We start from the raw sequence: 24172 nt of genomic DNA, 5'->3' as shown, positions 1-24172 counted from the left end.
TCGAGGGGGTCTCGTCCGATGGGGTCCGTGCCGCAGGGATCTTCCCCGATGGTTCCGCCACCGGCCGCCTCCGCCTCAGTGTCGATGGTCCTGGTCCAGGATCCACAACCTACGGGCGCCGGATTTTGTTTCTCGGGTGCGTACGGAATGTTGCCCGCGGCCGGCCGCGGACGCTCGGGCGCAGGTCAGGCCACTGCCTGCAACTGGGGCGGGCTACTGCCCGTGAGCACCTCGACGAGTACGAGTAACCGGGTGAGCGGCTGCTCGACGCCGTGTTCCTCCGCCGGGGCCGCGGCTCTGCCGCCCTCGGAGAAGCGGGCCCAGACGGCCTTGCCGTAGGGGCCCGGCTCGCTCCAGCCCCAACTGTCGCTGAGGGACTCCACGATCTGCATCCCGCGGCCGGACTCCGCGAAGGGGTCGGCGACGCACACCCGCGGGACGCCGGTCCCGGGGTCGAAGACGGCGCACACGACCTCCGAGCCGCGGCGCAGCAGGCTGAGGACGACCGGGTGGGGGGCCTGGCTCCAGGACGGTTCGCAGAGACCGTGCCGCAGCGCGTTGGCCACCAGCTCGGAGGCGACCGAGGCGACGTCGTCGACCAGGTCCTCCAACTGCCACCCGCGGAGCGTCGCCCTGGCGACGTTGCGGGCGATCGATATCGACCGGGGGTCGTCCTCGAGCGTGCACGCTGCGAACTCGGAGGCGGTCACCCACCCATCAGCCGGTGCGGTCATCTCCAACTCCCCAGTCTCACGTGCACGTTGATGAAACAGGTTGCGATGCCATAGTGATCGATGTGCACTTGCCGCTGCAAGTACGGATGCAATTTCATTCGCAAGAACAGGTGCACGTACATTGGAGTCGCGATCATAGAAGGAGACAGGATGCAGCAGGTCATGAACGGTGTACCGGCGGATCAACTGGCCGGAATCACCTGGCGGAAGAGCCGCTTCAGCAATCCCAACGGCGAGTGCGTGGAAGTCGCCGGCCTCCCCGGCGGGGACATCGCGATGCGCAACTCGCGCGATCCGGGCGGACCGGCCCTCATCTACACACAGGCGGAGATCACCGCCTTCCTGCTCGGCGCGAAGGACGGCCAGTTCGACGATCTGATCGTCAACAGCGCGGCGAGGGGCCCCGGTTGAACCCCGTGGTAGCTGTACACCGAACCCTCCACAGTGAGAGACTGAGCGGTCGATTCACCACACCGCGGGACAGGGGCAGGCCAGATGTCAGCGTCACCGGAGCAGACGTCATCGGTACGCAGGGCACTCTCTCAGCAGCACGGAGGGCCCACGGTTCTTCGCATCCTGCTGGGCACACACCTGCGTCGGCTCCGGGAGGCCGCCGGCGTCTCCCGTGAGGCGGCCGGTGATGCGATCCGGGCGTCGCACGCCAAGATCAGCCGCCTGGAGCTCGGCCGCGTGGGGTACAAGGAGCGCGACGTCTCCGACCTCCTCAGCCTCTACGGCGTCACGGACGAGCAGGAGCGCTCCGAGTTCCTGGCCCTCGCCCGCCGCGCCAGCTCTCCCGGCTGGTGGCAGAAGTACGGCGACGTGCTGCCGGGCTGGTTCGAGACGCTGCTCGGCCTCGAAGAGGCCGCGGGGCTGATCCGTAACTACCAGGTCCAGTTCGTCCCCGGGCTGCTGCAGACCGCGGACTACGCCCGCGCCGTCACGCTGCTGGCCAACGCGGGCGCGCCCGAGCAGGAGATCCAGCGCAAGGTCGACGTAAGGCTGCGCCGCCAGCAGGTGCTGGACCGGCCGGACGCGCCGAAGCTGTGGGTCGTCGTCGACGAGGCCGCGCTGCGCCGTCCCCTCGGCGGGCCGGACGTCATGCGGGGCCAGGTCAGGCACCTGCTGGAGATGGGCACCCGGAAGAACATCACCATCCAGATCGCGCCCTTCGACATCGGCGGCCTCGCGGCGGCCGGCGGGCCGATACACATCATGCGCTTCACCGAGCCCGACCTTCCCGACGTCGTCTACCTGGAGCAGCTCACCAGCGCGCTCTACCTGGACAAGCCGGACGAGGTGGAGAACTACAAGCTGGTCATGGACCGGCTCTGCGCCACTGCCGAGACGCACGCGGGCAGCATGCGGATACTGGAGCGCCTGGCCGACGAGTTCTGACGGACTCCCGGCACGTAAGGCACCCACGGCACGCCCGGCAGGGTTGCGCACACAGCATCAGAGGATCAGGCGCGGCGGCGCCTGATCCGTGGTGTCCAGCCCGCGGTCCCGCTCACCGGCGATCTGCCGCGCCATCAGCGTCGTCAGCTCGTACGCCGTGTGCGATGCCGCCACCGACGTCATCTCGGCGTGGTCGTACGCCGGCGCCACCTCCACCAGGTCCGCGGAGACCAGCCGGCAGCCCGCGAGACCGCGCAGGATCTCCAGCAGCTCGCGCGAGGTGAGCCCGCCGGCCTCCGGGGTGCCGGTGCCGGGGGCGTGCGCCGGGTCCAGGACGTCGATGTCGACGGACACGTACAGCGGCCGGTCCCCGATCCGCTGCCGCAACTGGTCGGTGACCTCGTCCACGCCGCGGCGCATCACGTCCGCCGAGGTGACGATCCCGAAGCCCATCTTCTCGTCGTCGTCCAGGTCCTTGCGCCCGTAGAGCGGCCCGCGGATGCCCACGTGCGAGAGGGCCGCGGTGTCGACCACGCCCTCCTCCACCGCGCGCCGGAACGGCGTGCCGTGGGTGTACGCGGCGCCGAAGTAGGTGTCCCAGGTGTCCAGGTGCGCGTCGAAGTGCAGCAGCGCGACCGGCCCGTGCCGGCGGGCGACGGCCCGCAGCAGCGGCAGCGCGATGGTGTGGTCGCCGCCGAGGGTCATCAGCCGGGCACCCGTGGCCAGCAGCTCGTCGGCCGCGCCCTCGACGGTGGCCACCGCCTCGCCGATGTCGAACGGGTTGACGGCGATGTCGCCCGCGTCCGCGACCTGGGCCAGCGCGAAGGGCGCGGCGTCCTGCGCCGGGTTGTACGGGCGCAGCAGCCGGGACGCCTCGCGGATCGCGTTGCCGCCGAAGCGGGCGCCGGGGCGGTAGGAGACGCCGCTGTCGAAGGGGACGCCGACGACGGCGACGTCCGTACGCCCCACCTCGTCCAGGCGGGGCAGCCGCGCGAAGGTGGCGGGGCCCGCGTAGCGCGGGACGCGGGAGGAGTCGACGGGGCCGCGAGGGGTGCCGGTGCTGCTCATGCCTTCGACGATAAGCGCAGGGCAGCACGGCGGCCGCTGTACAGAGTGGACACTTGCGCCCCCGCACATGTGTCCGGGTGACAATGACACCATGGCCCTCATGTCCCTGCCTGACGCACCCAGCCGCCCCGCCCTCGTCGACCACCTCGTACGCACCCGGATCGCGGGCGACGTCGCCACGCCCCGCGAGGGAAACCTGCGCCACTACCGCGAGCTCAGCCAAGGCAACCTGCGCTTCTGGCTCGGCCTCGACCTCGGCGACCGCTGGACCGACGAGCGCGACGTGCTGGCCGTCATGGCCGAGCGCGTCGGCGTCGTCGCCGACCCCGCGCACACCCAGGGCCAGGACACGATCGACCCCGAGCTGACCGTGGACGGCCTGGACCGGATGGCGGCCGAGCTGCGCAAGGCCGCCGAGGGCGGGCAGCGGGTGCTGCTCGCGACGGGCCACCCCGGCGGGCTGCTGGAGGTGCACAGCAGGACGGCGGCGGCGCTGCGCGCGGCGGGCTGCGACATCGTCACCGTGCCGCCGGGGCTGCGGACGGGCGAGGGCGACGACGGTACGTACGGCAACGTCCAGCAGTTCTGCGACGTGGCCGTGCTGGAGCGGGGCGCGACGCTGTGGCACACGCACGCGCCGCAGCCCGTGCGGCAGATCCTCGACGCGCTGGAGCGCGCCGGCGAGCCGCTGCCCGACCTGGTGGTCGCCGACCACGGCTGGGCGGGCGGCGCGGCGCAGCGCGGGGTGCACGCGGTGGGGTACGCGGACTGCAACGACCCGGCGCTGTTCCTCGGCGAGGCGGAGGGCACGCTCGCGGTGGCGGTGCCGATGGACGACCACGTCACGGATCCGGGGGCGTACGCGGTGATGACGGCGTACCTGCTGGCGGCGGCGGGGCTGGAGCTGCCGTAGCCGGGCCGGTCCCGGCCGCGTGGCGCTGCGGCGCCCGCTCCGTACGGCACCGGCCCGTACGGCACCGCTCCGTACGGCCGCCGGGCCCGTACGGGGGCCGTACGCCCGTCAGGTCCGCGGGACGCGGATCACGCCCTCCTGGATCACCGACGCCGCCAGCCGCCCGTCGCGGGTGAAGATCCGCCCCGTGCTCAGCCCGCGCCCGCCCTGCGACGTCGGCGACTCCTGGTCGTACAGCAGCCACTCGTCCGCCCGGAACGGCCGGTGGAACCACATCGCGTGGTCCAGGCTCGCGCCCACGACGTCGCCGACGGCCCAGCCGCCGCGGCCGTGCGCGAGCAGCACCGAGTCGAGCAGGGTCATGTCCGAGACGTACGTCATCAGGCAGACGTGCAGCAGCGGGGTGTCGATGGCGCCGGCGAGCTTGCCGTTCGTACGGAACCACACCTGCGAGCGCGGCTCCCGCGGCACCCCGGCCTCGCCGCCCCACGGCGGCGGCTCGGCGTACCGCAGGTCGACCGCGGCGCGCGCCTCCAGCAGCCGGCGCGCGAGGGCCGGGTCGAGGAAGTTGACCGCGCAGCGCGGCATCGCCTCCTCGGCGGTGGGCAGCGTCTCCGGGTCGGGCGCCGGGGGCATGGGCACCTGGTGCTCCAGGCCCTCCTCGTGGAGCTGGAACGACGCCGACAGGTTGAAGATCGGCTGGCCGTGCTGGACGGCGACCACGCGGCGGGTGGTGAAGGAGCGGCCGTCGCGGATGCGGTCGACGGTGTAGACGAGGGGCGCGCCGGGGTCGCCGGGGCGCAGGAAGTAGGCGTGCAGCGAGTGCGGCGGCCGGTCGGCGGGCACGGTGCGGCCCGCGGCGACCAGCGCCTGCGCGGCGACCTGGCCGCCGAAGACACGCGGGACGACGGCGGCGCGGGAGTGGCCGCGGTAGATGTCCTGCTCGATCTGCTCCAGGTCCAGCAGGTCGACCAGTGCGGTGAGCGCGGCGTCGTCCATGGTGCGAGTCTCGCAGAGCCCGCGGCCCTACAGGCCCATCGACTTGGCGACGATGGAGCGCATGACCTCGCTGGTGCCGCCGTAGATGCGGGTGACGCGGGTGTCGGCGTAGAGGCGGGAGATGGGGTACTCGTTCATGTAGCCGTAGCCGCCGTGCAGTTGCAGGCACTTGTCGATGACGACGGCGGCGCGCTCGGTGCAGAAGAGCTTGACGGCGGCGGCGTCGGCGACGCTCAGCTCGCCCGCGTCGTGCGCGTCCAGCGCGCGGTCGACGTACGCCTGCATGGCGTCGACCTCCGCCTTGCAGTCGGCGAGGACGAACTTGGTGTTCTGGAACTCCGCCACCGTGCGGCCGAAGACGGTGCGCTCCTTGACGTACTCCACCGCGAACCGCACGGCCGCGGCCGCCTGGGCGTACGCGCCGACGGCGATGCCGAGGCGCTCCTGCGGGAGGTTGTGGGTGAGGTACGTGAACGCCTTGCCCTCCTCGCCCAGCAGGTCGCCGACGGGCACCTTGACGTCGGTGAAGCTCAGTTCCGCGGTGTCGGAGGACTTCAGCCCCAGCTTGTCGAGCTTGCGCCCGACCGCGTAGCCCGCGGAGGAGGTGTCGACGACGAGGATGGAGATGCCGCCGCGGCGGTCCTCGGGCGTCGGCGGGGCGGTACGGGCGCAGACCAGGACGCGGTCGGCCTGGACGCCGCCGGTGATGAAGGTCTTGGCGCCGTTGAGCACGTAGTGCGTGCCGTCGCCGGAGAGCTCCGCGGTGGTCTTCATGCCGGCGAGGTCGGAGCCGGTGCCGGGCTCGGTCATGGCGATGGCGGTCATCATGTCGCCGGAGACGAAGGCGGGCAGCCAGCGGTGCTTCTGCTCCTCGCTGCCGTACTTGAGCAGGTACGGCAGGCAGAGCGCGGTGTGGACGGAGGAGCCGCCGAAGGAGACGCCGGCGCGGGCGCACTCCTCGCTGATGACGGCGTTGAACTTGAAGCTGTCCTCCCCGGCCCCGCCGTACTCCTCCGGCACCTCGATGCCGAAGACGCCCAGCTCGCCGAGCTTCTTGTACAGCTCGCGGGGGACGGCGCCGGCCTCCATCCAGTCGTGGTAGTACGGCACGACCTCGGCGGCGATGAAGTCGCGGATGGTCTCGCGGAACGCCTCGTGGTCCTCGTTGAACACCGTCCGCCGCATGGTCCTCGCCTCCCGGGCCTCGCCGACTAAGCGCTTGCTCAGCGCTTCACGGTCGAAGTTACCTGCGGGTCACCACGGCTGTCCAGGCCGCGTCCCTGCGGTGGCCGTCACAGCACCGGCCACGGCCGCGGCCACCGCTACGGCTGCGGGGCCGCCGCGAAGGCGCCGCGGGCCAGGCGGTGGAGGAGGGCGGCGGTGGCGCCGCGGTCGGGGAGGGTGCCGCGGGCGCCGAGGTGGGGGGTGGAGTTGAGGAGGCCGAAGACCGCGTGCACCGCGGTACGGGCCGCGCCCTCGGTCAGCGCCGGGTAGACCTCCCGTACGACGTCGACCCACAGTTCGACGTACTGCCGCTGCAACTGGCGTACCAGCTTGCGGTCCTCGTCCCGCAGCCGGTCCAGCTCGCGGTCGTGCAGGGTGATCAGCGGGCGGTCGTCCAGCGCGAAGTCGATGTGCCCGCTGATCAGCGCGTCCAGCGGCGCGTCCGGGCCGGCCCCGCGCACCTCCGCCCGCGCGCGGCCCGCCTCCAGCAGCCGCTCGCTGATGCCGACCAGCAGCTCCGCGAGCATGGCGTCCTTGCCCGCGAAGTGCCGGTAGAGACCCGGGCCGCTGATGCCGACCGCCGCGCCTATCTCGTCCACGCCGACCCCGTGGAAGCCGCGGTCCGCGAAGAGGCGCGCGGCCTCCTTCAGGATCTGCTCACGTCTGGTGGGGGCGGGGGCCTCGGTGCTCATACGGTCCATTGTAGACAGCCCGGTTAGTGAGCGTTAACCTTGGGCGCACGGGGTTAACGACAGCTAACCTGCTTGTCGGCCCGTACGGCCGTACGGGCTCATCTAGGGAAGGGCGCGCCCCCGTGGACCACGCACCCGTGCTGACGACCGCCGCCGACCCCGCAGGCCCGGCCGGCGCCGCCTGGCGGACGAACGAGGCGGCGCACCGCGCGCTCGCCGACGAGCTTGACGACAAGCTCGCCGCCGCCCGCGCCGGCGGCGGCGAGAAGGCCCGCGCCCGGCACACCGCCCGCGGCAAACTGCTCCCCCGCGACCGCGTCGACGGCCTGCTCGACCCCGGTTCGCCGTTCCTGGAGCTGGCCCCGCTCGCCGCCGACGGCATGTACGGCGGCGCCGCGCCCGCCGCCGGCGTCATCGCCGGCATCGGCCGGGTCAGCGGCCGGGCCTGCGTCGTCATCGCCAACGACGCCACCGTCAAGGGCGGCACGTACTACCCGATGACGGTCAAGAAGCACCTGCGCGCCCAGGAGATCGCCCTGGAGAACCGGCTGCCGTGCGTCTACCTCGTCGACTCCGGCGGCGCCTTCCTGCCCATGCAGGACGAGGTCTTCCCGGACCGCGAGCACTTCGGCCGGATCTTCTACAACCAGGCCCGCATGTCCGGCGCCGGCATTCCGCAGATCGCCGCCGTCCTCGGCTCCTGCACCGCGGGCGGCGCGTACGTCCCGGCGATGAGCGACGAGGCCGTCATCGTCCGCAACCAGGGCACGATCTTCCTCGGCGGCCCGCCCCTGGTGAAGGCCGCCACCGGCGAGGTCGTGACCGCCGAGGAGCTGGGCGGCGGCGAGGTGCACGCGCGCACCTCCGGCGTCACCGACCACCTCGCCGAGGACGACCCGCACGCGCTGCGCATCGTCCGCGGCATCGTCGACACCCTTCCGGAACCCGGCCCGCCCCCCTGGTCCGTACGCGCCGCGGAGGAGCCCAAGCACGACCCCGCCGGCCTCTACGGGGTCGTCCCGGTCGACTCCCGGACGCCGTACGACGTGCGCGAGGTCATCGCGCGGGTGGTCGACGGCTCGCGCTTCCAGGAGTTCAAGGCCGAGTACGGCACGACGCTCGTCACCGGCTTCGCCCGCATCCACGGCCACGCCGTCGGCATCGTCGCCAACAACGGCATCCTGTTCTCCGAGTCCGCCCAGAAGGGCGCCCACTTCATCGAGCTGTGCGACCAGCGCGGCATCCCGCTGCTGTTCCTGCAGAACATCTCGGGGTTCATGGTCGGCCGCAGCTACGAGGCGGGCGGCATCGCCAAGCACGGCGCCAAGATGGTGACCGCGGTGGCCTGCACGCGGGTGCCGAAGCTGACGGTCGTCGTCGGCGGCTCGTACGGCGCCGGGAACTACTCGATGTGCGGCCGGGCCTACTCCCCCCGCTTCCTGTGGATGTGGCCCAACGCGAAGATCTCCGTGATGGGCGGCGAGCAGGCCGCCTCCGTCCTCGCGACCGTGAAGCGGGACCAGTTGGAGGCGCGCGGCGAGGAGTGGTCCGCGGAGCAGGAGACGGAGTTCAAGGCGCCCATCCGGGAGCAGTACGAGACGCAGGGCAGCGCCTACTACGCGACCGCCCGCCTCTGGGACGACGGCGTCATCGACCCGCTCGACACCCGCCGGGTGGTCGGGCTCGCGCTGACCGCCTGCGCCCACGCGCCGCTGCCCGCGAGGGACGGCGCGGCGCAGGGCTTCGGCGTCTTCCGGATGTGAGGGGGAGGGTGGCGATGTTCGAGACGGTGCTGCTGGCCAACCGGGGTGAGATCGCGGTACGGGTCATCCGTACGCTGCGGGCGCTCGGCATCCGCTCCGCGGCGGTCTTCACCGACGCGGACGCGGACGCGCGGCACGTCCGCGAGGCGGACACGGCCGTGCGGATCGAGAGCTATCTGTCGGCCGGTGAACTGCTGCGCGCGGCGCGCGAGACGGGCGCCGAGGCGGTGCACCCGGGGTACGGGTTCCTCGCCGAGAACGCGGAGTTCGCGCGGGCCTGCACGGCCGCGGGGCTGGTCTTCGTCGGCCCGCCCGCGGACGCGATCGAGCTGATGGGCGACAAGATCCGCGCGAAGGAGACGGTACGGGCGGCGGGCGTGCCGGTGGTGCCGGGCTCGACGGGCAGCGGCCTGTCGGACGCGGAACTGGCGGCGGCGGCCCGGAAGATCGGCATGCCGGTGCTGCTGAAGCCCTCGGCGGGCGGCGGCGGCAAGGGCATGCGGCTCGTACGGGACGAGGGCGCGCTGGCGGACGAGATCGCGGGGGCGCGGCGCGAGGCGCGGGGCTCGTTCGGCGACGACACGCTGCTGGTGGAGCGGTGGATCGACCGGCCGCGGCACATCGAGATCCAGGTGCTGGCGGACGGCCACGGGAACGTGGTGCACCTCGCGGAGCGGGAGTGCTCGCTGCAGCGCCGGCACCAGAAGATCGTCGAGGAGGCGCCGTCGCCGCTGCTGGACGAGGCGACGCGGGCGGCGATGGGCGCGGCGGCGGTGGAGGCGGCGCGGTCGTGCGGGTACGCGGGCGCGGGGACGGTGGAGTTCATCGTGCCGGGCGGCGGCGGGGGCCCGGTCGCGTACTACTTCATGGAGATGAACACGCGGCTGCAGGTCGAGCATCCGGTCACGGAGCTGGTGACGGGGCTCGACCTGGTGGAGTGGCAGCTCCGGGTGGCCGCCGGGCAGCAACTGACGTTCACGTCCGGGGACGTGCCGCTGAAGGGGCACGCGGTCGAGGCGCGGATCTACGCGGAGACGGCGCGGGTGGCGGAGGGCGGCGAGCGGGTCGACTTCCTGCCGTCGGCGGGCCGCGTCCGGCTGCTGCGCGAGCCGACGGGCCCGGGCGTGCGGGTCGACTCCGGGCTGCTGGAGGGCACGGAGGTCGGCACGGCGTACGACCCGATGCTGGCGAAGGTCGTCGCGTGGGGCCCTGACCGGGACGCGGCGCTGCGGCGGCTGCGGGCGGCGCTGGCGGAGACGATGGTGCTGGGCCTGGACACCAACACGGGCTTCCTGCGCCGCCTGCTGGCGCACCCGGCGGTGGCGTCGGGCGATCTGGACACGGGCCTGGTGGACCGCACGGGCGCGAGCATGGCGGCGGCCCCGGTGCCACCGGAGGCGTACGCGGCGGCGGCCCTGCTGGCGCAGTCGGCCCTGGAGTCGGCCTCCCGCCGCGCGACGGGCCCGGCGGGCTGGACGGACCCCTTCGCGGACCCGTCGGGCTGGCGCCAGGGCGGCCCCCCGGCCTGGACGACGCGGTGGTTCCGCGGCGCGGGCCGGGACCCGGTGGAGGTACGGGTCCGGGGCCTGACGTCGTCGGCGGAGATCGTCACCGGTGCCGCGCCCCAGACCCCGGACGGGGGCGAAGGGGCGCAGCCCGGCGGGGGTGCGGGGGCGGAGCCCCGCGGGATTTCGGGAAGGGGCGGGGTCGGGGAACATCCCCTTCGCGCCCGCCTCGCGTACGCCGACGGCTCCTCCGTCGCCTTCGAACTCGACGGCGTCACCCACCGGTTCAGCCTCGCCGCCTCCCCCGGCGGGATCTGGCTGGGCCGCGACGGCGACGTCTGGCACCTCCTCGACCACGACCCCGTCGAAGCCGCCCTCCGCGGCGGGGCACTCGTCGCCGGGGCCGACGCGCTCACCGCGCCCATGCCCGGGACCGTGACCGTCGTCAAGGCCGCCGTGGGCGACAAGGTCGCCGCCGGGCAGAGTCTGCTCGTCGTCGAGGCGATGAAGATGGAGCACGTCATCTACGCCCCCCACGCCGGCACCGTCGCCGAGCTGGACGTCGTCGCCGGCGGGACCGTGGCCATGGACCAGGTGCTCGCCCTCGTGGTGCCCGACGGCGAAGAGGGCGACGGACAGGGCGACGGGCAGGGTGCCGAACAGGAGGATCCGCGATGACCCCCCAGCCCCTCCCCATGCGCGTGCCCGCCGCCGGGCTGCCCGCCCGGGTCCGTATCCACGAAGTCGGCCCCCGCGACGGCCTCCAGAACGAGAAGGCCACCGTCCCCACCGACGTCAAGGCCGCGTTCGTGCACCGCCTCGCCGCCGCGGGACTCACCACCGTCGAGGCGACCAGCTTCGTGCACCCCAAGTGGGTCCCCCAGCTCGCCGACGCCGAGGACCTGTACCCCCGCCTCGCCGACCTGACCGCGAAGGGCGCCGTCGACCTCCCCGTCCTCGTCCCCAACATCCGCGGCCTGGAGCGCGCCACCGCCCTCGGTGCCCGCCGCGTCGCCGTCTTCGCCAGCGCCACCGAGACCTTCGCCCGCCGCAACCTCAACCGCACCGTCGACGAGTCCCTCGCGATGTTCGCCCCCGTCGTCGCGCAGGCCAAGGACGAAGGGCTGCACGTCCGCGGCTATCTCTCGATGTGCTTCGGCGACCCCTGGGAGGGCCGCGTCCCCCTCCCCCAGGTGGTACGGACCGCCCGCGCGCTCGCCGACATGGGCTGCGACGAGCTGAGCCTCGGCGACACCATCGGCGTCGCCACCCCCGGCCACGTCACCGCGCTGCTCGACGCCCTCGTACGGGACGGCATCCCCGTCGACCGCCTCGGCGTCCACTTCCACGACACGTACGGCCAGGCCCTGGCCAACACCCTCGCCGCGCTGCAGCACGGCGTCACCACCGTCGACGCCTCCGCAGGCGGCCTCGGCGGCTGCCCGTTCGCCCAGAGCGCGACCGGCAACCTCGCCACCGAAGACCTCGTGTGGATGCTGCAGGGGCTCGGCGTCGAGACCGGTGTCGACCTCGACGCGCTCGTCGCCACCAGCGTCTGGATGGCCGGCCGCCTCGGCCGCCCGAGCCCGTCCCGCACCGTGACCGCCCTCTCCCACAAGGAGTGACCCCATGACGCCCAGCCTCGACCACCGCCTCTCCCCCGAGCTGGAGCAGCTCCGCAGCACCGTCGAGGAGTTCGCGCACGACGTGGTGGCGCCGAAGATCGGCGACTACTACGAGCGGCACGAGTTCCCGTACGACATCGTGCGCGAGATGGGCCGCATGGGCCTGTTCGGGCTGCCGTTCCCGGAGGAGTACGGCGGCATGGGCGGCGACTACCTGGCGCTCGGCGTCGTACTGGAGGAGCTGGCCCGCGTCGACTCCTCGGTCGCGATCACGCTGGAGGCGGCCTGCTCGCTGGGCGCGATGCCCGTCTACCACTTCGGTACGGACGAGCAGAAGAGCACCTGGCTGCCGAAGCTGTGCTCCGGCGAGATGCTGGGCGCGTTCGGGCTCACGGAGCCGGAGTGCGGCTCGGACGCGGGCGGTACGCGGACCACGGCCCGGCTGGACGAGGCCACCGGCGAGTGGGTGATCAACGGCACGAAGTGCTTCATCACCAACTCGGGCACGGACATCACCGGCCTGGTCACCGTCACGGCCGTCACCGGCAGGAGCGAGTCGGGCAAGCCGGAGATCTCGGCGATCATCGTCCCGTCCGGCACCCCCGGCTTCACGGTGGCCGCCCCGTACTCCAAGGTCGGCTGGAACGCCTCCGACACCCGCGAGCTGTCCTTCGCCGACGTCCGCGTCCCGGCCGCGAACCTGCTGGGCGAACGCGGCCGCGGCTACGCCCAGTTCCTGCGGATCCTGGACGAGGGCCGCATCGCCATCGCCGCGCTCGCCACCGGTCTCGCGCAGGGCTGCGTGGACGAGTCGCTCGCGTACGCGGAGCAGCGCCACGCCTTCGGCCGGCCCATCGGCGCCAACCAGGCCATCCAGTTCAAGCTGGCCGACATGGAGCTGCGCGCCCACACCGCCCGCCTCTCGTGGCGGGACGCGGCGTCGCGGCTGGTGCACGGCGAGCCGTTCAAGAAGGCGGCGGCGCTGGCGAAGCTGCACACCTCGACGGTGGCGGTGGACAACGCGCGCGAGGCCACGCAGATCCACGGCGGGTACGGGTTCATGAACGAGTACCCGGTGGCGCGGATGTGGCGGGACTCCAAGATCCTGGAGATCGGCGAGGGCACGAGCGAGGTGCAGCGCATGCTGATCGCCCGCGAACTGGGCCTGCCGCCCACGGCCTGACACGGCCGGCCGGGCACCCGGCGCTCACGGCCAGAGCCGCGCCTTGTGCACGTACCGGAAGCCGGACCGCCACTGCAGCTCGACGTACGCCATCGGCCGGCCCTTCGGGTTCCCGTACGCGTCGAAGCCGATGGGCCCGCTGAGGCCCCGTACCTCCTTCGTGGTGCCGAGCTGCAGCAGCATCTGCCGCACCGCGCCCGCGTCCACGGGGTCGCCGCCGTCCGGCCCGGTGGCGAACTCCACGGCCTTGACCAGCGCCAGCATCGCGTCGTGCCCCATGATCGCCTGCCCGCTCTGCAGCGGCCCGTCGCCCGCCGCGCAGGCGCCGCGCCTGGCGCCGGGGCGGAAGTCGGCGCAGTAGCGGTCGGCGAAGTCCGCGAGGGCGGCGGGGTCGCCGGCCTTCGGGTGCGCGTAGGCCGTGTACCGGATGCGCAGCCCCTGGGCGCCCCAGCGCCGCAGGTCGGGCGAGTCGAAGTACAGGCCGAGGGCGCTGGATCCCGAGACCACGGCCAGCGTGCAGCCGGGCTGCTCCCCGAGGGCCTGGACGAACTGCCGCAGGGCGCGCCCGCGGGCGGCGAAGTACACGGCGTCCAGCTCCTCCCTGGCCCGGCAGACCTGGTCGGCGATGTACGTCAGCGCGCTGGCCGTCGAGGTGCGGCCGGACTCGAAGGAGTAGCCGTCGGCGGTGGCGAGCCGCACGCCGCGCGCGGCGGCGGCCTTCTCGAAGCCGTCGCGCAGCGACTTGTTGTACGTGTCCCCGTCCTTGAGGTCCTTGACGATGTCGACGCGGTAGCCGGACTCCGCGCGCTGCCGTTCGGCCAGCTCGCGGGCGGCGATGGCGGCCTGCTGCGCGGTGGGCTGGGAGACGCGGAAGAAGTCGGGGTCCTTGCGGGCGAGTTCGTCGGCGGCGACGGTCGCGCCGACCATGGGTATCCCGGCGCGGCGCAGCCGCGCCACGGTCGCGACGGTGGAGTCGACGCTCTGGCCGAGGCCGGTGACGGCGACCAGGTGCGCGTCGCCGCGCGCCAGCCCCTCCAGGTCGCGTACCACGCGCTCGTAATGCGCCCCGCCCTCCCCGGTGTTCGCGAGCAGCAGCCGCACCTTGGGCGAGGGGCCCTCGTCGGCGCGCGGGTCCTCGGCGTCGAGCCGGTTGTGCGCCCGCTGGGCGAGGTACGCGCCCTCCAGCGCCTGCCGGACGACCTCCGGGTCGCGGTCGTCGGCCCGTTCGCCGCCGCGGCGGCCGTCCGCGCCGTGGGTCATGGACTCGACGTACGCGATGCTCACCGACGCGGCGCCGGAAGCCTCGACGCGCTCGTTCTCCGCGTGGATCCGCCGGGTGACCTCGTCCAGTTCCCCGTCGAAGGAGTACGCCCCGTCGGTGACGCCCACGCACTCGCCGCCCAGCCGCACCACCCCGGCCGCGCACTCCTCGTCGCCGCCGAGCGTCTTCGGCAGGAACCAGGCCAGCGCGCCGACCGCGACGAGGGCCACGAGCACCACCGCTCCCCAGGGCGTCGTGCCGCCGCGCCCCAGCCGCCTGTCACTCACCGGGCTTCTCCTCGTACTGCCGCGCCTGGTCCAGCAGCGCGGGGGTGCCGCCGCCGAAGGGCCCGTACGCGAGCGTCATGAAGCGGGCGTTGATCTCGCCGTAGAGCTGGCCGTAGAGGTCTTCGAGCGGATTGCGGTAGGGGTCGCCCACGTGGTCGGTCTCGGGCGACTCGGCGGGCTCGGGCGCCATCCAGCTCGCCACCAGCAGCCGGGTCACGGTGCGCTCGCGGCTCTCGACCTCGTCGGTGCTCAGGAAGCCGAGGAGGCCCTCGTACCGCTGCTGTGGCGAGTCGGCCTGCGGGGCGTGCGCGTGGATCCGGGCACGTACGGGCGCGCGGCGCAGCCGGACGAGGAGGCGGCACCAGCGGACGGCGTCCGCGCCGCCGAAGCGGTCGTTGAGGAAGCGGGCGGCGGCGTGCAGGTCCTCCAGCGCGAGGCGGTGGTACGCCTCGATCTCCGGCAGCCCGCGCTCCGCGGCGTCCAGCCGCAGGGCCTCGTGCGCGTGCCGCCAGCCGCCGGTGGCCTCCAGGCGGCGCAGCAGGAGGAGCCGCAGCAGCGGGTGGAGGGTCTGGAGCGGGCCGTCGGCGGCGCTGTCGCGAGTGCGTACGTGCATGGTCTGCAGGACGTCGCCGGAGAACGCGCCGACGGCGTTGCGCAGCGCCGTCTCGCCCTCCGCCCACAGGGGTCCGGCGGCGACGGCGCGGGCGAGGTCGGTGGCGGCGGCGCAGCGCGGCAGGGCGTCCCACAGCCCGGTCTCGCGGGCGTCCCGGGGCAGCAGGCGCTCCAGCAGCGCGGTGACGAGGGGCGAGTCGGGGGCGAGCGCGCGCTGGACGCGGGTCTCCCATGGCTGGCGGTCGTCGGTGGCGAGGAGTTCGTCGAAGAGGTGGCGGGTGGCGAGGGGGTGGCCGCGGGTCACCTCGTACACGGCCCAGCCCAGCCACTTCACCCCGGCGTCGGGCAGCAGTTCGCCGACGTCACCGCCGCCACCGCTGTCGCCGCTGTCACCAACGCCGTCGCCCCCGTCGCCCTCCGCGGCGGACTCCGCCGCCGTGCCGTCGGCGCGCAGCACTTCGAGCGCCTGCGCCTCCACCTCGTCGCGCCGCAGGTCGCGCAGTTGGCCGACGCAGAGCCCGGGCGCTAGCCGCTTGGGCCGGAAGGCGGGGTCCTCCGGGTCCCACCAGCCGGGATACCGGCCGGGCTGCGGCTTGTAGCCGAGCGCCGGCTTCTTCAGCGCCTTGGGGTACGCGGCCGCGGCGGCGAGGACGACGAGCGGGTCGGTGCGTCCGGCCGGCTCCCCGGGCTCCCCCGGCCGCCGCGGCTGCGCGCCGGTGCTCTCCTCCCGGTCCTGCCGGGCGTCGAGCAGCAGCTCCAGCAGGTCGCCGCCGAGCTGGTGTTCCGCGTTGTCGAGGAGCACGAGGCAGCGGGTGTCGTGGACGCGGGCGGCGTGCCCGCGCCCGTACGCGCGGCAGAGGTCGTCCAGGAACGCGCGGGCGAGGTCCTGCTCCGCACCCCGCCGGGTGGCCGGATCGTGGAACCGCTTCTTCAGGTCGACCAGGTAGTCCAGGTAGCTGCGGTGGCGCGAGTCGCGCAGCGCCCGGCCCAGGCGCAGCCGCGCGAGCCCGAGCGCGAGGGCCCGCCGGCCGCCCGGTACCAGCAGCAGCGGCGCCCGCAGCAGCGCCGGTACGCCCAGCATGCCGGCGGCCTCCACGAGCCGGTTGAGGAACGCGCCGTCGCCGCCGTCCGCCGGGGCCGGCGCGAGGGCCCTGACCATGGCGCGGGCCGCCGCCTTCCGGCTGTCCAGCGGCACGTCGGCGCGTATGGCGACGGCCTGCACGCCGAAGGAGGGGAAGGTGAGCCGCGGCCAGCCGCGCTTGCGCGCGTGCAGGTCGAAGACGACCTCGGCGAGGACGTCGAAGCAGGTGGCGCCGCGCTGCCGGTGCACGGCGACGTCCTGGAGGGACGCGGGCACGTCGTCCCACGCGGTCCGTAAGTGCCGCAGGAGGGTGCTCTTGCCGCTGCCGCGCGGCCCGAGCACGAGGGTCACCGGCTGCTGCTCGTCGACGGGCGCGGGGTACGTCAGCCGCAGGAACGCGGGCCGGAAGCGCCGCCGCAGCGCGGCGCCCACGTACTCGGTCACGACCCGGTCGCGCCGGGAGCGCCCCTCCCACCCCTGGCCCATGCGGCGACTCCTCGTTCCCGTCCACGTCGACGGGGCAACAGATTATGTGAACGTACCGTTTCCCGACGGCCTCTTATCGGACTGATCCGGTGGCGTGGACCACCTCACGGGAGGGGCGGACGCATATGACCGACCGTACGGAGCAGCCGCACGGCCCCGCGGCACCCCGGGAGTTGACCTGGCTCGGTGGCAACCCAGGTGACGGCTGGTACGAGATGACCGCCGGGCTGGTCCGCCTCCTCGGCGGCCGCGACCCGGCGCTGCGCCTGAAACTGGCCGCCGGCGGTGGGCGGGAGAACCTGACCCGGATCCGGGACGGCGCGGGCCACGTGGGCATGAGCACGGACGTCGTGGTGGCCGCGGCGTACAACGGCGGCCCGCCCTTCGGCGCGCCCATGACCGGGCTGCGGGTCCTCGGCACCGGCTGGTCGGCGCTGCCGTACAACCTGCTGCGGGCGGCGGACGCCGGTGCCGGGCTCGGCGAGGCGATCGCCGGGCCGCGCGGCGGGCGGTTCGGCGCGCCGCCGGCGGACACCACGGACGAGCTGATGTTCCGCGCCGTCACCGCGTACTACGGCGCCACGTACGACGACATCCGCGCCCGCGGCGGCCGGGTGCTCCTCGACGGCTACGACGCGCTGGTCCGCGCCCTGCACGCGGGCGAGGTCGACCACGTCTTCGGCGCGACGACGCTGCCCGCGCCGAGCATCGCCGCCGCGGCCGGCGGCGCGCGGCGCCTCGCGCTCGCCCCGCTGCCCGCGGAGCTGCGCGCCCACCTGGCCCGGAGCTACGGCTGCACCCCCGGCGTGATCCCGGCCGGCACGTATCCCGGCCTGCACACCGGGGACGTGGCGACGTGCTTCGCCGAGACCGTCCTCGTGGTCTCCGCGCAACTGGCGCAGGACACGGCGTACGCGCTGACCCGGCTGCTGCTCGGGGGGCTGGGCCGACTGCCCGGCGTGCACCCGTCGCTGGCCGCGTTCAACCCCGCCACGGCGTGGCGCAACGTCCCGGCGCCGCTGCATCCGGGCGCCGCGCGGGCGTACCGGGAGGCGGGGTTCATGGCCTGATTCCGGTACCTGTGCACGGGAGTTAGGTTAGGTTAGCCTAATCTGTGTTGCCGGCCCTTCCGTGTGCGGGACGCGGCCGCGACCCCGCACCCGCCCGGAAGGTGAGCCCGACGTGACCACGGAACCGACCACGCGGACGGCGGAGCCGGCGCCCGAAGCCGCCGAGCCGTTCCGCTTCTTCCGCCTCGACGTCGCCCGCACCCGGCGGCTGAGCCCCACCCTCCTGCGCATCACCTTCGGCGACGACGGCGCCGGCGGCCCCGGCAGCCTCGACGGCTTCGCCTCCGGCGGCCGGGACCAGAGCCTGTCGCTGTTCCTGCCCCAGCCCGGCCAGACGGAGCCCGTGATGCCCACGGGCCCGTGCTGGTTCGACGAGTACCGCGCGCTCGACCCCGGCGTCCGGGCCGTGCTGCGCTCGTACACGGTGCGCGCGCAGCGCCCCGGCGAGATCGACATCGACTTCGTGCTGCACACCGACCCCGCGGGCCCCGCCGCGCAGTGGGCGGCCGAGGCCGAGCCCGGCGACTGGATCATCGCGCTCGGCCCGGCCGTACCGGACAACACCGGTGTGCGCTTCCGGCCACCCGAGGGCGCGGATCACGTCATCGTCGCCGCCGACGAGACGGCGCTGCCGGCCGCCTCGGCGATCCTGGAGTCGCTGCCCGCCGGGCTGCCGGTGCGGGCGTGGATACGGGTGCCGCACCCCGACGACGCGATCGCGCCGCACACCGCCGCGGACGCCGAGATCACCTGGCTGACCGGCCCCACCGCGGGCGTGGTCGACGCGCTGCGCGCCGCGGACCTGCCCGCGGGCCGCCCGTACGCCTGGCTCGCGGGCGAGGCGGGGATGGTGCGGGAACTGCGCCGCCTGCTCGTACGGGAGCGGAAGTTCGACCGCCGCGCGGTCGCCTTCACCGGCTACTGGCGCCGCGGCGCCTCCGAGGACCAGTTCCGCGACGAGGCCGGGGCCGACGGCGACGCGGCCGCGGACGGATGAGCCGGCGGGCCGTGGCCGAAACGACGGGGGCGGGGGCCCTAGGACCAATTACTTAGGTTAGGCTTCCCTAAGTTTTTGGCCCCCGTCGTGAGGACACCATCCATGAGGTCCCACCTGCTCAACGACCGCACCGCCGGTGCCTACCGTCGTACGGTCACCGCAGGCGTCGAGCACATCGCGGCCCGACTGGCCCATGCAGACCGCCCGTTCACGGGCATCACACCCCCCGCCCTCGCCCCGGTCGTCGACGCCGTCGACCTCGACCTCCCCCTCGGCGACGCCGGCGCCGCGCTGGCCGAGCTGGACCGGGTCTACCTGCGCGACGCCGTCTACTTCCACCACCCGCGCTACCTCGCCCACCTCAACTGCCCCGTCGTCATCCCCGCCGTCCTCGGCGAGGCGGTGCTCTCCGCCGTCAACTCCTCCCTGGACACCTGGGACCAGTCCGCAGGCGCCACCCTCATCGAGCGCCGCCTGATCGACTGGACCGCCGCCCGCATCGGCCTCGGCCCGGCCGCGGACGGCGTGTTCACCTCCGGCGGCACCCAGTCCAACCTGCACGCCCTCCTGCTCGCCCGCGAGGAGGCGTGCGACGGCGTGCGCAAGCAGCACGGCGCCGGGCTGCGCACCGCCGAGATCCTGCCCCGGCTGCGCGTCCTCGCCTCCGCGGACGGCCACTTCAGCGTCCGCAAGGCCGCCGCGCTGCTCGGCCTCGGCGAGGAGGCCGTCGTCGAGGTGCCGTGCGACGCGGAGCGCCGGATGCGGCCCGCCGCGCTGGCCGCGGCGCTCGCGCAGCTCCAGCGCGACGACCTCGTCCCCATGGCCGTCGCCGCCACCGCGGGCACCACCGACTTCGGCAGCGTCGACCCGCTGGCGCAGCTCGCCGGGGTGTGCGCCGGGTACGGCGTCTGGCTGCACGTCGACGCCGCGTACGGCTGCGGGCTGCTCGTCTCGGGCCGCCGCCGGCACCTGCTCGCCGGCATCGAGCGCGCCGACTCGGTGACCGTCGACTTCCACAAGTCCTTCTTCCAGCCGGTCAGCTCCTCGGCCGTGCTGGTACGGGACCGGGCGACCCTGCGGCACGCGACGTACCACGCCGACTACCTCAACCCCGAGCGCATGGCCGCCGAGCAGATCCCCAACCAGGTCGACAAATCACTCCAGACCACCCGCAGGTTCGACGCGCTCAAGCTGTGGCTGACGCTGCGCGTCATGGGCGCCGACGGCGTCGGCGCGCTCTTCGACGAGGTCTGCGACCTCGCCGGGGCCGGGTGGCGGCTGCTGGACGCGGACCCCCGCTTCGAGGTCGTCGTACGGCCGCAGTTGTCGACGCTCGTCTTCCGCTACGTCCCGGACGGCCCGGCCGGCACCGACCCCGCTCTCGTCGACGCCGCCAACCTGCGTGCCCGCGAACGGCTGGCCGCCTCCGGCGCCGCGATGGTCGCCGGCACCAAGGTCGACGGCCGGCACCACCTGAAGTTCACGCTGCTCAACCCCGAGACCACCACCGAGGACCTGGCCGCCGTCCTCGACCTCATAGCCGCGCACGCCGCCGATCACACCGGAGAATCCCTTGTCCCCGACGTCCCCGCCTCCGCCACCCCCGCCGACGCAGCAGCAGCCACGGTCCCGGCAGTCCCCGCCCGCTGAGTCGCGCGTCCACGACTTCGTCGCCGTCGGCCTCGGCCCGTTCAACCTGGGCCTGGCCTGCCTGACCGCGCAGGTCGACGGCCTCGACGGCGTCTTCCTGGAGCGCAAGCCCGACTTCGACTGGCACTCCGGGATGTTCATCGAAGGCAGCACGCTCCAGACGCCGTTCATGTCGGACCTGGTCACGCTGGCCGACCCCACGTCCCCGTACTCCTTCCTGAACTACCTCAAGGAGACCGGGCGGCTGTACTCCTTCTACATCCGCGAGAGCTTCTATCCGCTGCGCGAGGAGTTCAACGACTACTGCCGCTGGGCCGCCGCCCAGCTCCCCGGCGTCCGCTTCGGCGAGGAGGTCACCGCGGTCGTACGGGACGCGGTGGACGGCACGTACGCCGTCCGCACCCCGCGCGGCACGTACCGCGGCCGCCGCCTCGTCCTCGGCACCGGCACGCCGCCGTACGTACCCGAGCCGTGCCGCGGCCTCGGCGGCGACCTCCTCCACAACAGCCGCTATCTGGAGCACCGCGAGCAACTGCGGGCCAAGGAGTCGGTGACGATCGTCGGCAGCGGGCAGAGCGCCGCCGAGATCTACTACGACCTGCTCCAGGACCTCGGCCCCGACGGCTGCCACCTCACCTGGGTGACCCGCTCGCCGCGGTTCTTCCCGCTGGAGTACACGAAGCTGACGCTGGAGATGACCTCCCCCGAGTACGTCGACTACTTCCACGGGCTGCCGGGGCCCGTCCGCGACCGTCTCGGCGCCGCGCAGAAGAGCCTCTACAAGGGCATCAACACCGAGCTGATCGACGCCATCTTCGACCTGCTGTACGTCAAGTCCCGCCGCGGCCCGGTACCCACCCGGCTGCTCACCAACACCGCGCTCGTCTCCGCCGGGTACGCGGACGGCACGTACACCCTGGGGCTGCGCCACGAGGAGCAGGGCCGGGACTTCGAGCTGGCCACCCAGGGCCTGGTGCTGGCCACCGGCTACCGCTACGCCGAGCCGCCGTTCCTCGCCGGCATCGCCGACCGCCTCGCGCGCGACGAGCAGGGGCGCTTCGCCGTCGCCCGCAACTACACCGTCGACCACGCGGGCCGCGAGATCTTCGTCCAGAACGCCGAGCTGCACACCCACGGCTTCGCCGCCCCCGACCTGGGGATGGCCGCGTACCGCAACTCCTGCATCATCCGGGAGATGACGGGCCGCGAGGTCTACCCGGTCGAGAAGTCCATCGCCTTCCAGGAGTTCGGAGCGCCGGCCTGATGGAACTCACCCTGCGCCCCGTGGACCCGGTCCTGGACGCGCCGCTGCTGCACACCTGGGTCACCCACCGGAAGGCCGCGTTCTGGCTGATGCAGGACTGCACGCCGGCGGAGGTCGAGAAGGAGTACGCGCGGATCGCCGCGGATCCGCACCACGACGCCTGGCTCGGCCTCGCCGACGGCACCCCCGCCTTCCTCGCCGAGCGCTACGACCCGGCGCACCGCGAGCTGACCGGCGTCTACGCCGCCGAGGACGGCGACGTCGGCATGCACTTCCTCACCGCGCCCGCGGACACCCCCGTGCACGGCTTCACCCGGGCGGTGATCACGGCGGTGATGGAGTGGCTCTTCGCCGACCCGGCGGTGCGCCGGGTCGTGGTCGAGCCCGACGCGCGCAACACCGCGGTGCACGCGCTCAACGAGGCCGTGGGCTTCCGCGTCGCGCGCCGCGTACGGATGCCGGGTGCCCCGGGGAAGCCGGGCAAGGAGGCGCTGCTGAGCTTCTGCACCCGCGAGCAGTTCGCCGCCTCGCAGGCGGCCGCGCCCCCCGACCCCACCGGGCACCTCACCCCCGGCCGCTGGGCGGAGGCCACCCGCCGGCTGCTGGCCAAGGCCATCGGGGAGTTCGCCCACGAGCGGCTGCTGGCGCCGGAGCCGCGGGGGGTCGGCTCGTACGCGCTACGGGCAGGGGACGCCGAATACCGCTTCGAGGCCCGGCGCTACGCCCTGGACCACTGGCACGTCGACCCGCGCACCGTCACCCGCCACGCCCCCGGCGACCCGCCGGAGGGCTCGGCGCCCGACGCGCTGCGGTTCTTCGCCGAACTCCGGGAGCCGCTGGGGCTGAGCGCCGAGGTGCTGCCGGTGTACCTGGAGGAGATCACGTCCACGCTGGCGAGCACCGCGTACAAGCTCACCGGGCCCGAGGACGAGGACCTGGCGACCGCGGACTTCCAGCGGATCGAGGCGGGGATGACGGAGGGCCACCCCTGCTTCGTCGCCAACAACGGCCGGCTGGGGCTGGGCGCGGCTGACTACCGCGCGTACGCCCCCGAGACCGGCGCCCGCACCCGCCTCGTCTGGCTCGCCGCCCACCGCGACCGGGCGGCCTTCACCTGCGCCGCCGACCTCGACTACGGCACGCTGCTGCGCGCGGAGCTGGGGCCCGCGGTGCTGGACGGCTTCGCGGCCCGGCTGCGGGCCCTGGGCCTGGACCCGGACGACTACCTGCTGATGCCCGCGCACCCCTGGCAGTGGGAGCACAAGCTCTCCGTCACCTTCGCCGGCGAGGTCGCCGCGCGCCGGCTGGTGTACCTCGGCGAGAGCGAGGACACGTACCAGCCTCAGCAGTCGATACGCACCTTCTTCAACACCTCCGCGCCCGGGAAGCACTACGTCAAGACGGCGCTGTCCGTGCTCAACATGGGCTTCATGCGGGGTCTGTCGGCCGCGTACATGGAGGCCACCCCGGCGATCAACGACTGGGTCGCGGGGCTGGTCGAGCAGGACGAGGTGCTGCGCGGCACGGGCCTGGTGGTGCTGCGCGAACTGGCCGCCGTCGGCTACCGCCACGAGGCGTACGAGGCCGCCACCGCGCCCGGCTCGCCGTACCGCAAGATGCTCGCCGCGCTGTGGCGGGAGAGCCCGGTGCCGCGGCTCGCCGAGGGCGAGCGGTTGGCGACGATGGCGGCGCTGCTGCACACCGACCGCGCCGGCCGGCCGCTGGCGGCGGCGCTGATCGAGGGCTCGGGGCTGGCGCCCGAGGCGTGGCTGCGGCGGTATCTCGACGCGTATCTGACGCCGCTGCTGCACGCCTTCTACGCGTACGGGCTGGCGTTCATGCCGCACGGCGAGAACGTCATCCTGGTCCTGGACGAGGCGGGGACGGTGGTGCGCGCGCTGTTCAAGGACATCGCGGAGGAGGTCGTGGTCATGGACCCGGACCTGCCGCTGCCGCCGGCGGCGGAGCGGATCCGCGCCGAGGTCCCGGACGACATGCAACTGCTGTCCGTTTTCACCGACGTCTTCGACTGCTTCTTCCGCTTCCTGGCACCGCTGCTTGACGAGGCGGGGGTGCTGGGCGAGGAGGACTTCTGGCGGACGGTCGCGGAGTGCGCGCGGGACTACCGGGCGGCGGTGCCGGACCTGGCGGACCGGTTCGAGCGGCACGACCTGTTCGCGCCGGAGTTCGCGCTGTCGTGCCTCAACAGGCTGCAGTTGCGGGACAACCGGCAGATGGTCGACCTGACGGACCCGTCGGCGGCGCTGCAGTTGGTGGGTACCCTGCGCAACCCCCTGGCCCCCTACCGCCCCCGCACCCCCGCCCACTGACCAGGGAACACGGAACCCCGCCCCGAACCC

19 protein-coding genes are annotated in these 24172 nt (G+C 73.8%); 12 read left to right on the top strand and 7 right to left on the bottom strand.

The annotated features are described in order from the left end of the window. Positions 1-185: 185 nt before the first annotated feature. Complete coding sequence (locus ACFYVJ_RS13725; protein ID WP_388890244.1) at positions 186-734, bottom strand: ATP-binding protein; 549 nt, start codon at positions 732-734, stop codon at positions 186-188. Positions 735-884: 150 nt separating this feature from the next. Here ACFYVJ_RS13725 and ACFYVJ_RS13720 point away from each other — a divergent pair, with 150 nt between their 5' ends. Next, positions 885-1145 carry a DUF397 domain-containing protein gene (locus ACFYVJ_RS13720; protein ID WP_101424414.1) on the top strand — a complete coding sequence of 87 codons (261 nt, stop codon included), beginning with the start codon at positions 885-887 and terminating at the stop codon, positions 1143-1145. An 84-nt stretch (positions 1146-1229) separates the two neighbouring features. Then, positions 1230-2132 carry a helix-turn-helix domain-containing protein gene (locus ACFYVJ_RS13715; RefSeq protein ID WP_388890240.1) on the top strand — a complete coding sequence of 301 codons (903 nt, stop codon included), beginning with the start codon at positions 1230-1232 and terminating at the stop codon, positions 2130-2132. A gap of 57 nt (positions 2133-2189) precedes the next feature. Here the strand turns inward: ACFYVJ_RS13715 and speB are convergent, their stop codons facing one another. Continuing rightward, positions 2190-3200 (bottom strand): agmatinase, encoded by a 1011-nt coding sequence (speB, locus tag ACFYVJ_RS13710; protein WP_388890237.1) that lies wholly within the window; start codon positions 3198-3200, stop codon positions 2190-2192. A gap of 91 nt (positions 3201-3291) precedes the next feature. On the opposite strand from speB, the gene ACFYVJ_RS13705 reads away from it, so the two are divergent. Further along, a complete protein-coding gene (locus tag ACFYVJ_RS13705; protein WP_388890234.1) occupies positions 3292-4113 on the top strand; it encodes a phosphatase in 822 nt (273 codons plus the stop codon). 108 nt (positions 4114-4221) lie between these two features. Here the strand turns inward: ACFYVJ_RS13705 and ACFYVJ_RS13700 are convergent, their stop codons facing one another. The 3 genes from ACFYVJ_RS13700 to ACFYVJ_RS13690 form a co-directional block, all read right to left on the bottom strand. Beyond that, positions 4222-5112: an acyl-CoA thioesterase gene (locus ACFYVJ_RS13700; RefSeq protein WP_388890232.1), complete on the bottom strand. Its 891-nt coding sequence runs from the start codon at positions 5110-5112 to the stop codon at positions 4222-4224. Between the two features lie 27 nt (positions 5113-5139). Beyond that, a complete protein-coding gene (locus tag ACFYVJ_RS13695) occupies positions 5140-6297 on the bottom strand; it encodes an acyl-CoA dehydrogenase family protein (protein WP_388890229.1) in 1158 nt (385 codons plus the stop codon). 137 nt (positions 6298-6434) lie between these two features. Next, positions 6435-7028 (bottom strand): TetR/AcrR family transcriptional regulator, encoded by a 594-nt coding sequence (locus ACFYVJ_RS13690; RefSeq protein ID WP_388890227.1) that lies wholly within the window; start codon positions 7026-7028, stop codon positions 6435-6437. Between the two features lie 122 nt (positions 7029-7150). On the opposite strand from ACFYVJ_RS13690, the gene ACFYVJ_RS13685 reads away from it, so the two are divergent. The 4 genes from ACFYVJ_RS13685 to ACFYVJ_RS13670 are packed head-to-tail and all read left to right on the top strand — an operon-like array spanning position 7151 to position 13104. Then, positions 7151-8791 (top strand): carboxyl transferase domain-containing protein, encoded by a 1641-nt coding sequence (locus ACFYVJ_RS13685; RefSeq protein ID WP_388890225.1) that lies wholly within the window; start codon positions 7151-7153, stop codon positions 8789-8791. Positions 8792-8805: 14 nt separating this feature from the next. Next, on the top strand, positions 8806-10974 hold the full coding sequence (locus tag ACFYVJ_RS13680; protein ID WP_388890222.1) for an acetyl/propionyl/methylcrotonyl-CoA carboxylase subunit alpha: 2169 nt from the start codon (positions 8806-8808) through the stop codon (positions 10972-10974). Then, positions 10971-11921, top strand: a complete 951-nt coding sequence (locus ACFYVJ_RS13675) for a hydroxymethylglutaryl-CoA lyase (RefSeq protein ID WP_388890220.1) — start codon at positions 10971-10973, stop codon at positions 11919-11921. Before ACFYVJ_RS13680 ends, ACFYVJ_RS13675 begins: the two co-directional genes overlap by 4 nt. 4 nt (positions 11922-11925) lie before the next feature. Beyond that, positions 11926-13104, top strand: coding sequence for an acyl-CoA dehydrogenase family protein (locus ACFYVJ_RS13670; protein WP_388890218.1), 1179 nt, complete (start codon positions 11926-11928; stop codon positions 13102-13104). A gap of 24 nt (positions 13105-13128) precedes the next feature. On the opposite strand, the gene ACFYVJ_RS13665 is transcribed toward ACFYVJ_RS13670, so the two are convergent. Beyond that, entirely contained in the window at positions 13129-14652 is a 1524-nt protein-coding gene (locus ACFYVJ_RS13665) for an ABC transporter substrate-binding protein (RefSeq protein ID WP_388890215.1), read from the bottom strand. Further along, the gene (locus ACFYVJ_RS13660; protein WP_388890213.1) at positions 14645-16831 is read right to left on the bottom strand and encodes an ATP-binding protein; all 2187 of its coding nucleotides are present in this window, start codon (positions 16829-16831) and stop codon (positions 14645-14647) included. The genes ACFYVJ_RS13665 and ACFYVJ_RS13660 overlap by 8 nt, the downstream gene beginning before the upstream one ends. Before the next feature lie 125 nt (positions 16832-16956). Here ACFYVJ_RS13660 and ACFYVJ_RS13655 point away from each other — a divergent pair, with 125 nt between their 5' ends. From ACFYVJ_RS13655 to ACFYVJ_RS13635, 5 genes are all read left to right on the top strand, one after another. Beyond that, complete coding sequence (locus ACFYVJ_RS13655) at positions 16957-17901, top strand: TAXI family TRAP transporter solute-binding subunit (protein ID WP_388890210.1); 945 nt, start codon at positions 16957-16959, stop codon at positions 17899-17901. Positions 17902-18013: 112 nt separating this feature from the next. Then, a complete protein-coding gene (locus tag ACFYVJ_RS13650; protein WP_388890207.1) occupies positions 18014-18898 on the top strand; it encodes a siderophore-interacting protein in 885 nt (294 codons plus the stop codon). 102 nt (positions 18899-19000) lie between these two features. Next, positions 19001-20548, top strand: a complete 1548-nt coding sequence (locus ACFYVJ_RS13645; protein WP_388890204.1) for a pyridoxal phosphate-dependent decarboxylase family protein — start codon at positions 19001-19003, stop codon at positions 20546-20548. Continuing rightward, complete coding sequence (locus ACFYVJ_RS13640; RefSeq protein WP_388890202.1) at positions 20472-21812, top strand: lysine N(6)-hydroxylase/L-ornithine N(5)-oxygenase family protein; 1341 nt, start codon at positions 20472-20474, stop codon at positions 21810-21812. Before ACFYVJ_RS13645 ends, ACFYVJ_RS13640 begins: the two co-directional genes overlap by 77 nt. Next, positions 21812-24142 carry a GNAT family N-acetyltransferase gene (locus ACFYVJ_RS13635; protein ID WP_388890199.1) on the top strand — a complete coding sequence of 777 codons (2331 nt, stop codon included), beginning with the start codon at positions 21812-21814 and terminating at the stop codon, positions 24140-24142. The genes ACFYVJ_RS13640 and ACFYVJ_RS13635 overlap by 1 nt, the downstream gene beginning before the upstream one ends. The last annotated feature ends 30 nt before the right edge of the window (positions 24143-24172 follow it).

The sequence above is a fragment of the Streptomyces sp. NPDC004134 genome (assembly GCF_042874195.1).
Lineage (GTDB): Bacteria > Actinomycetota > Actinomycetes > Streptomycetales > Streptomycetaceae > Streptomyces.
The sequence above is the reverse complement of the archived record's forward strand: the minus strand, read 5'-3'. Positions and strand labels throughout refer to the sequence as shown.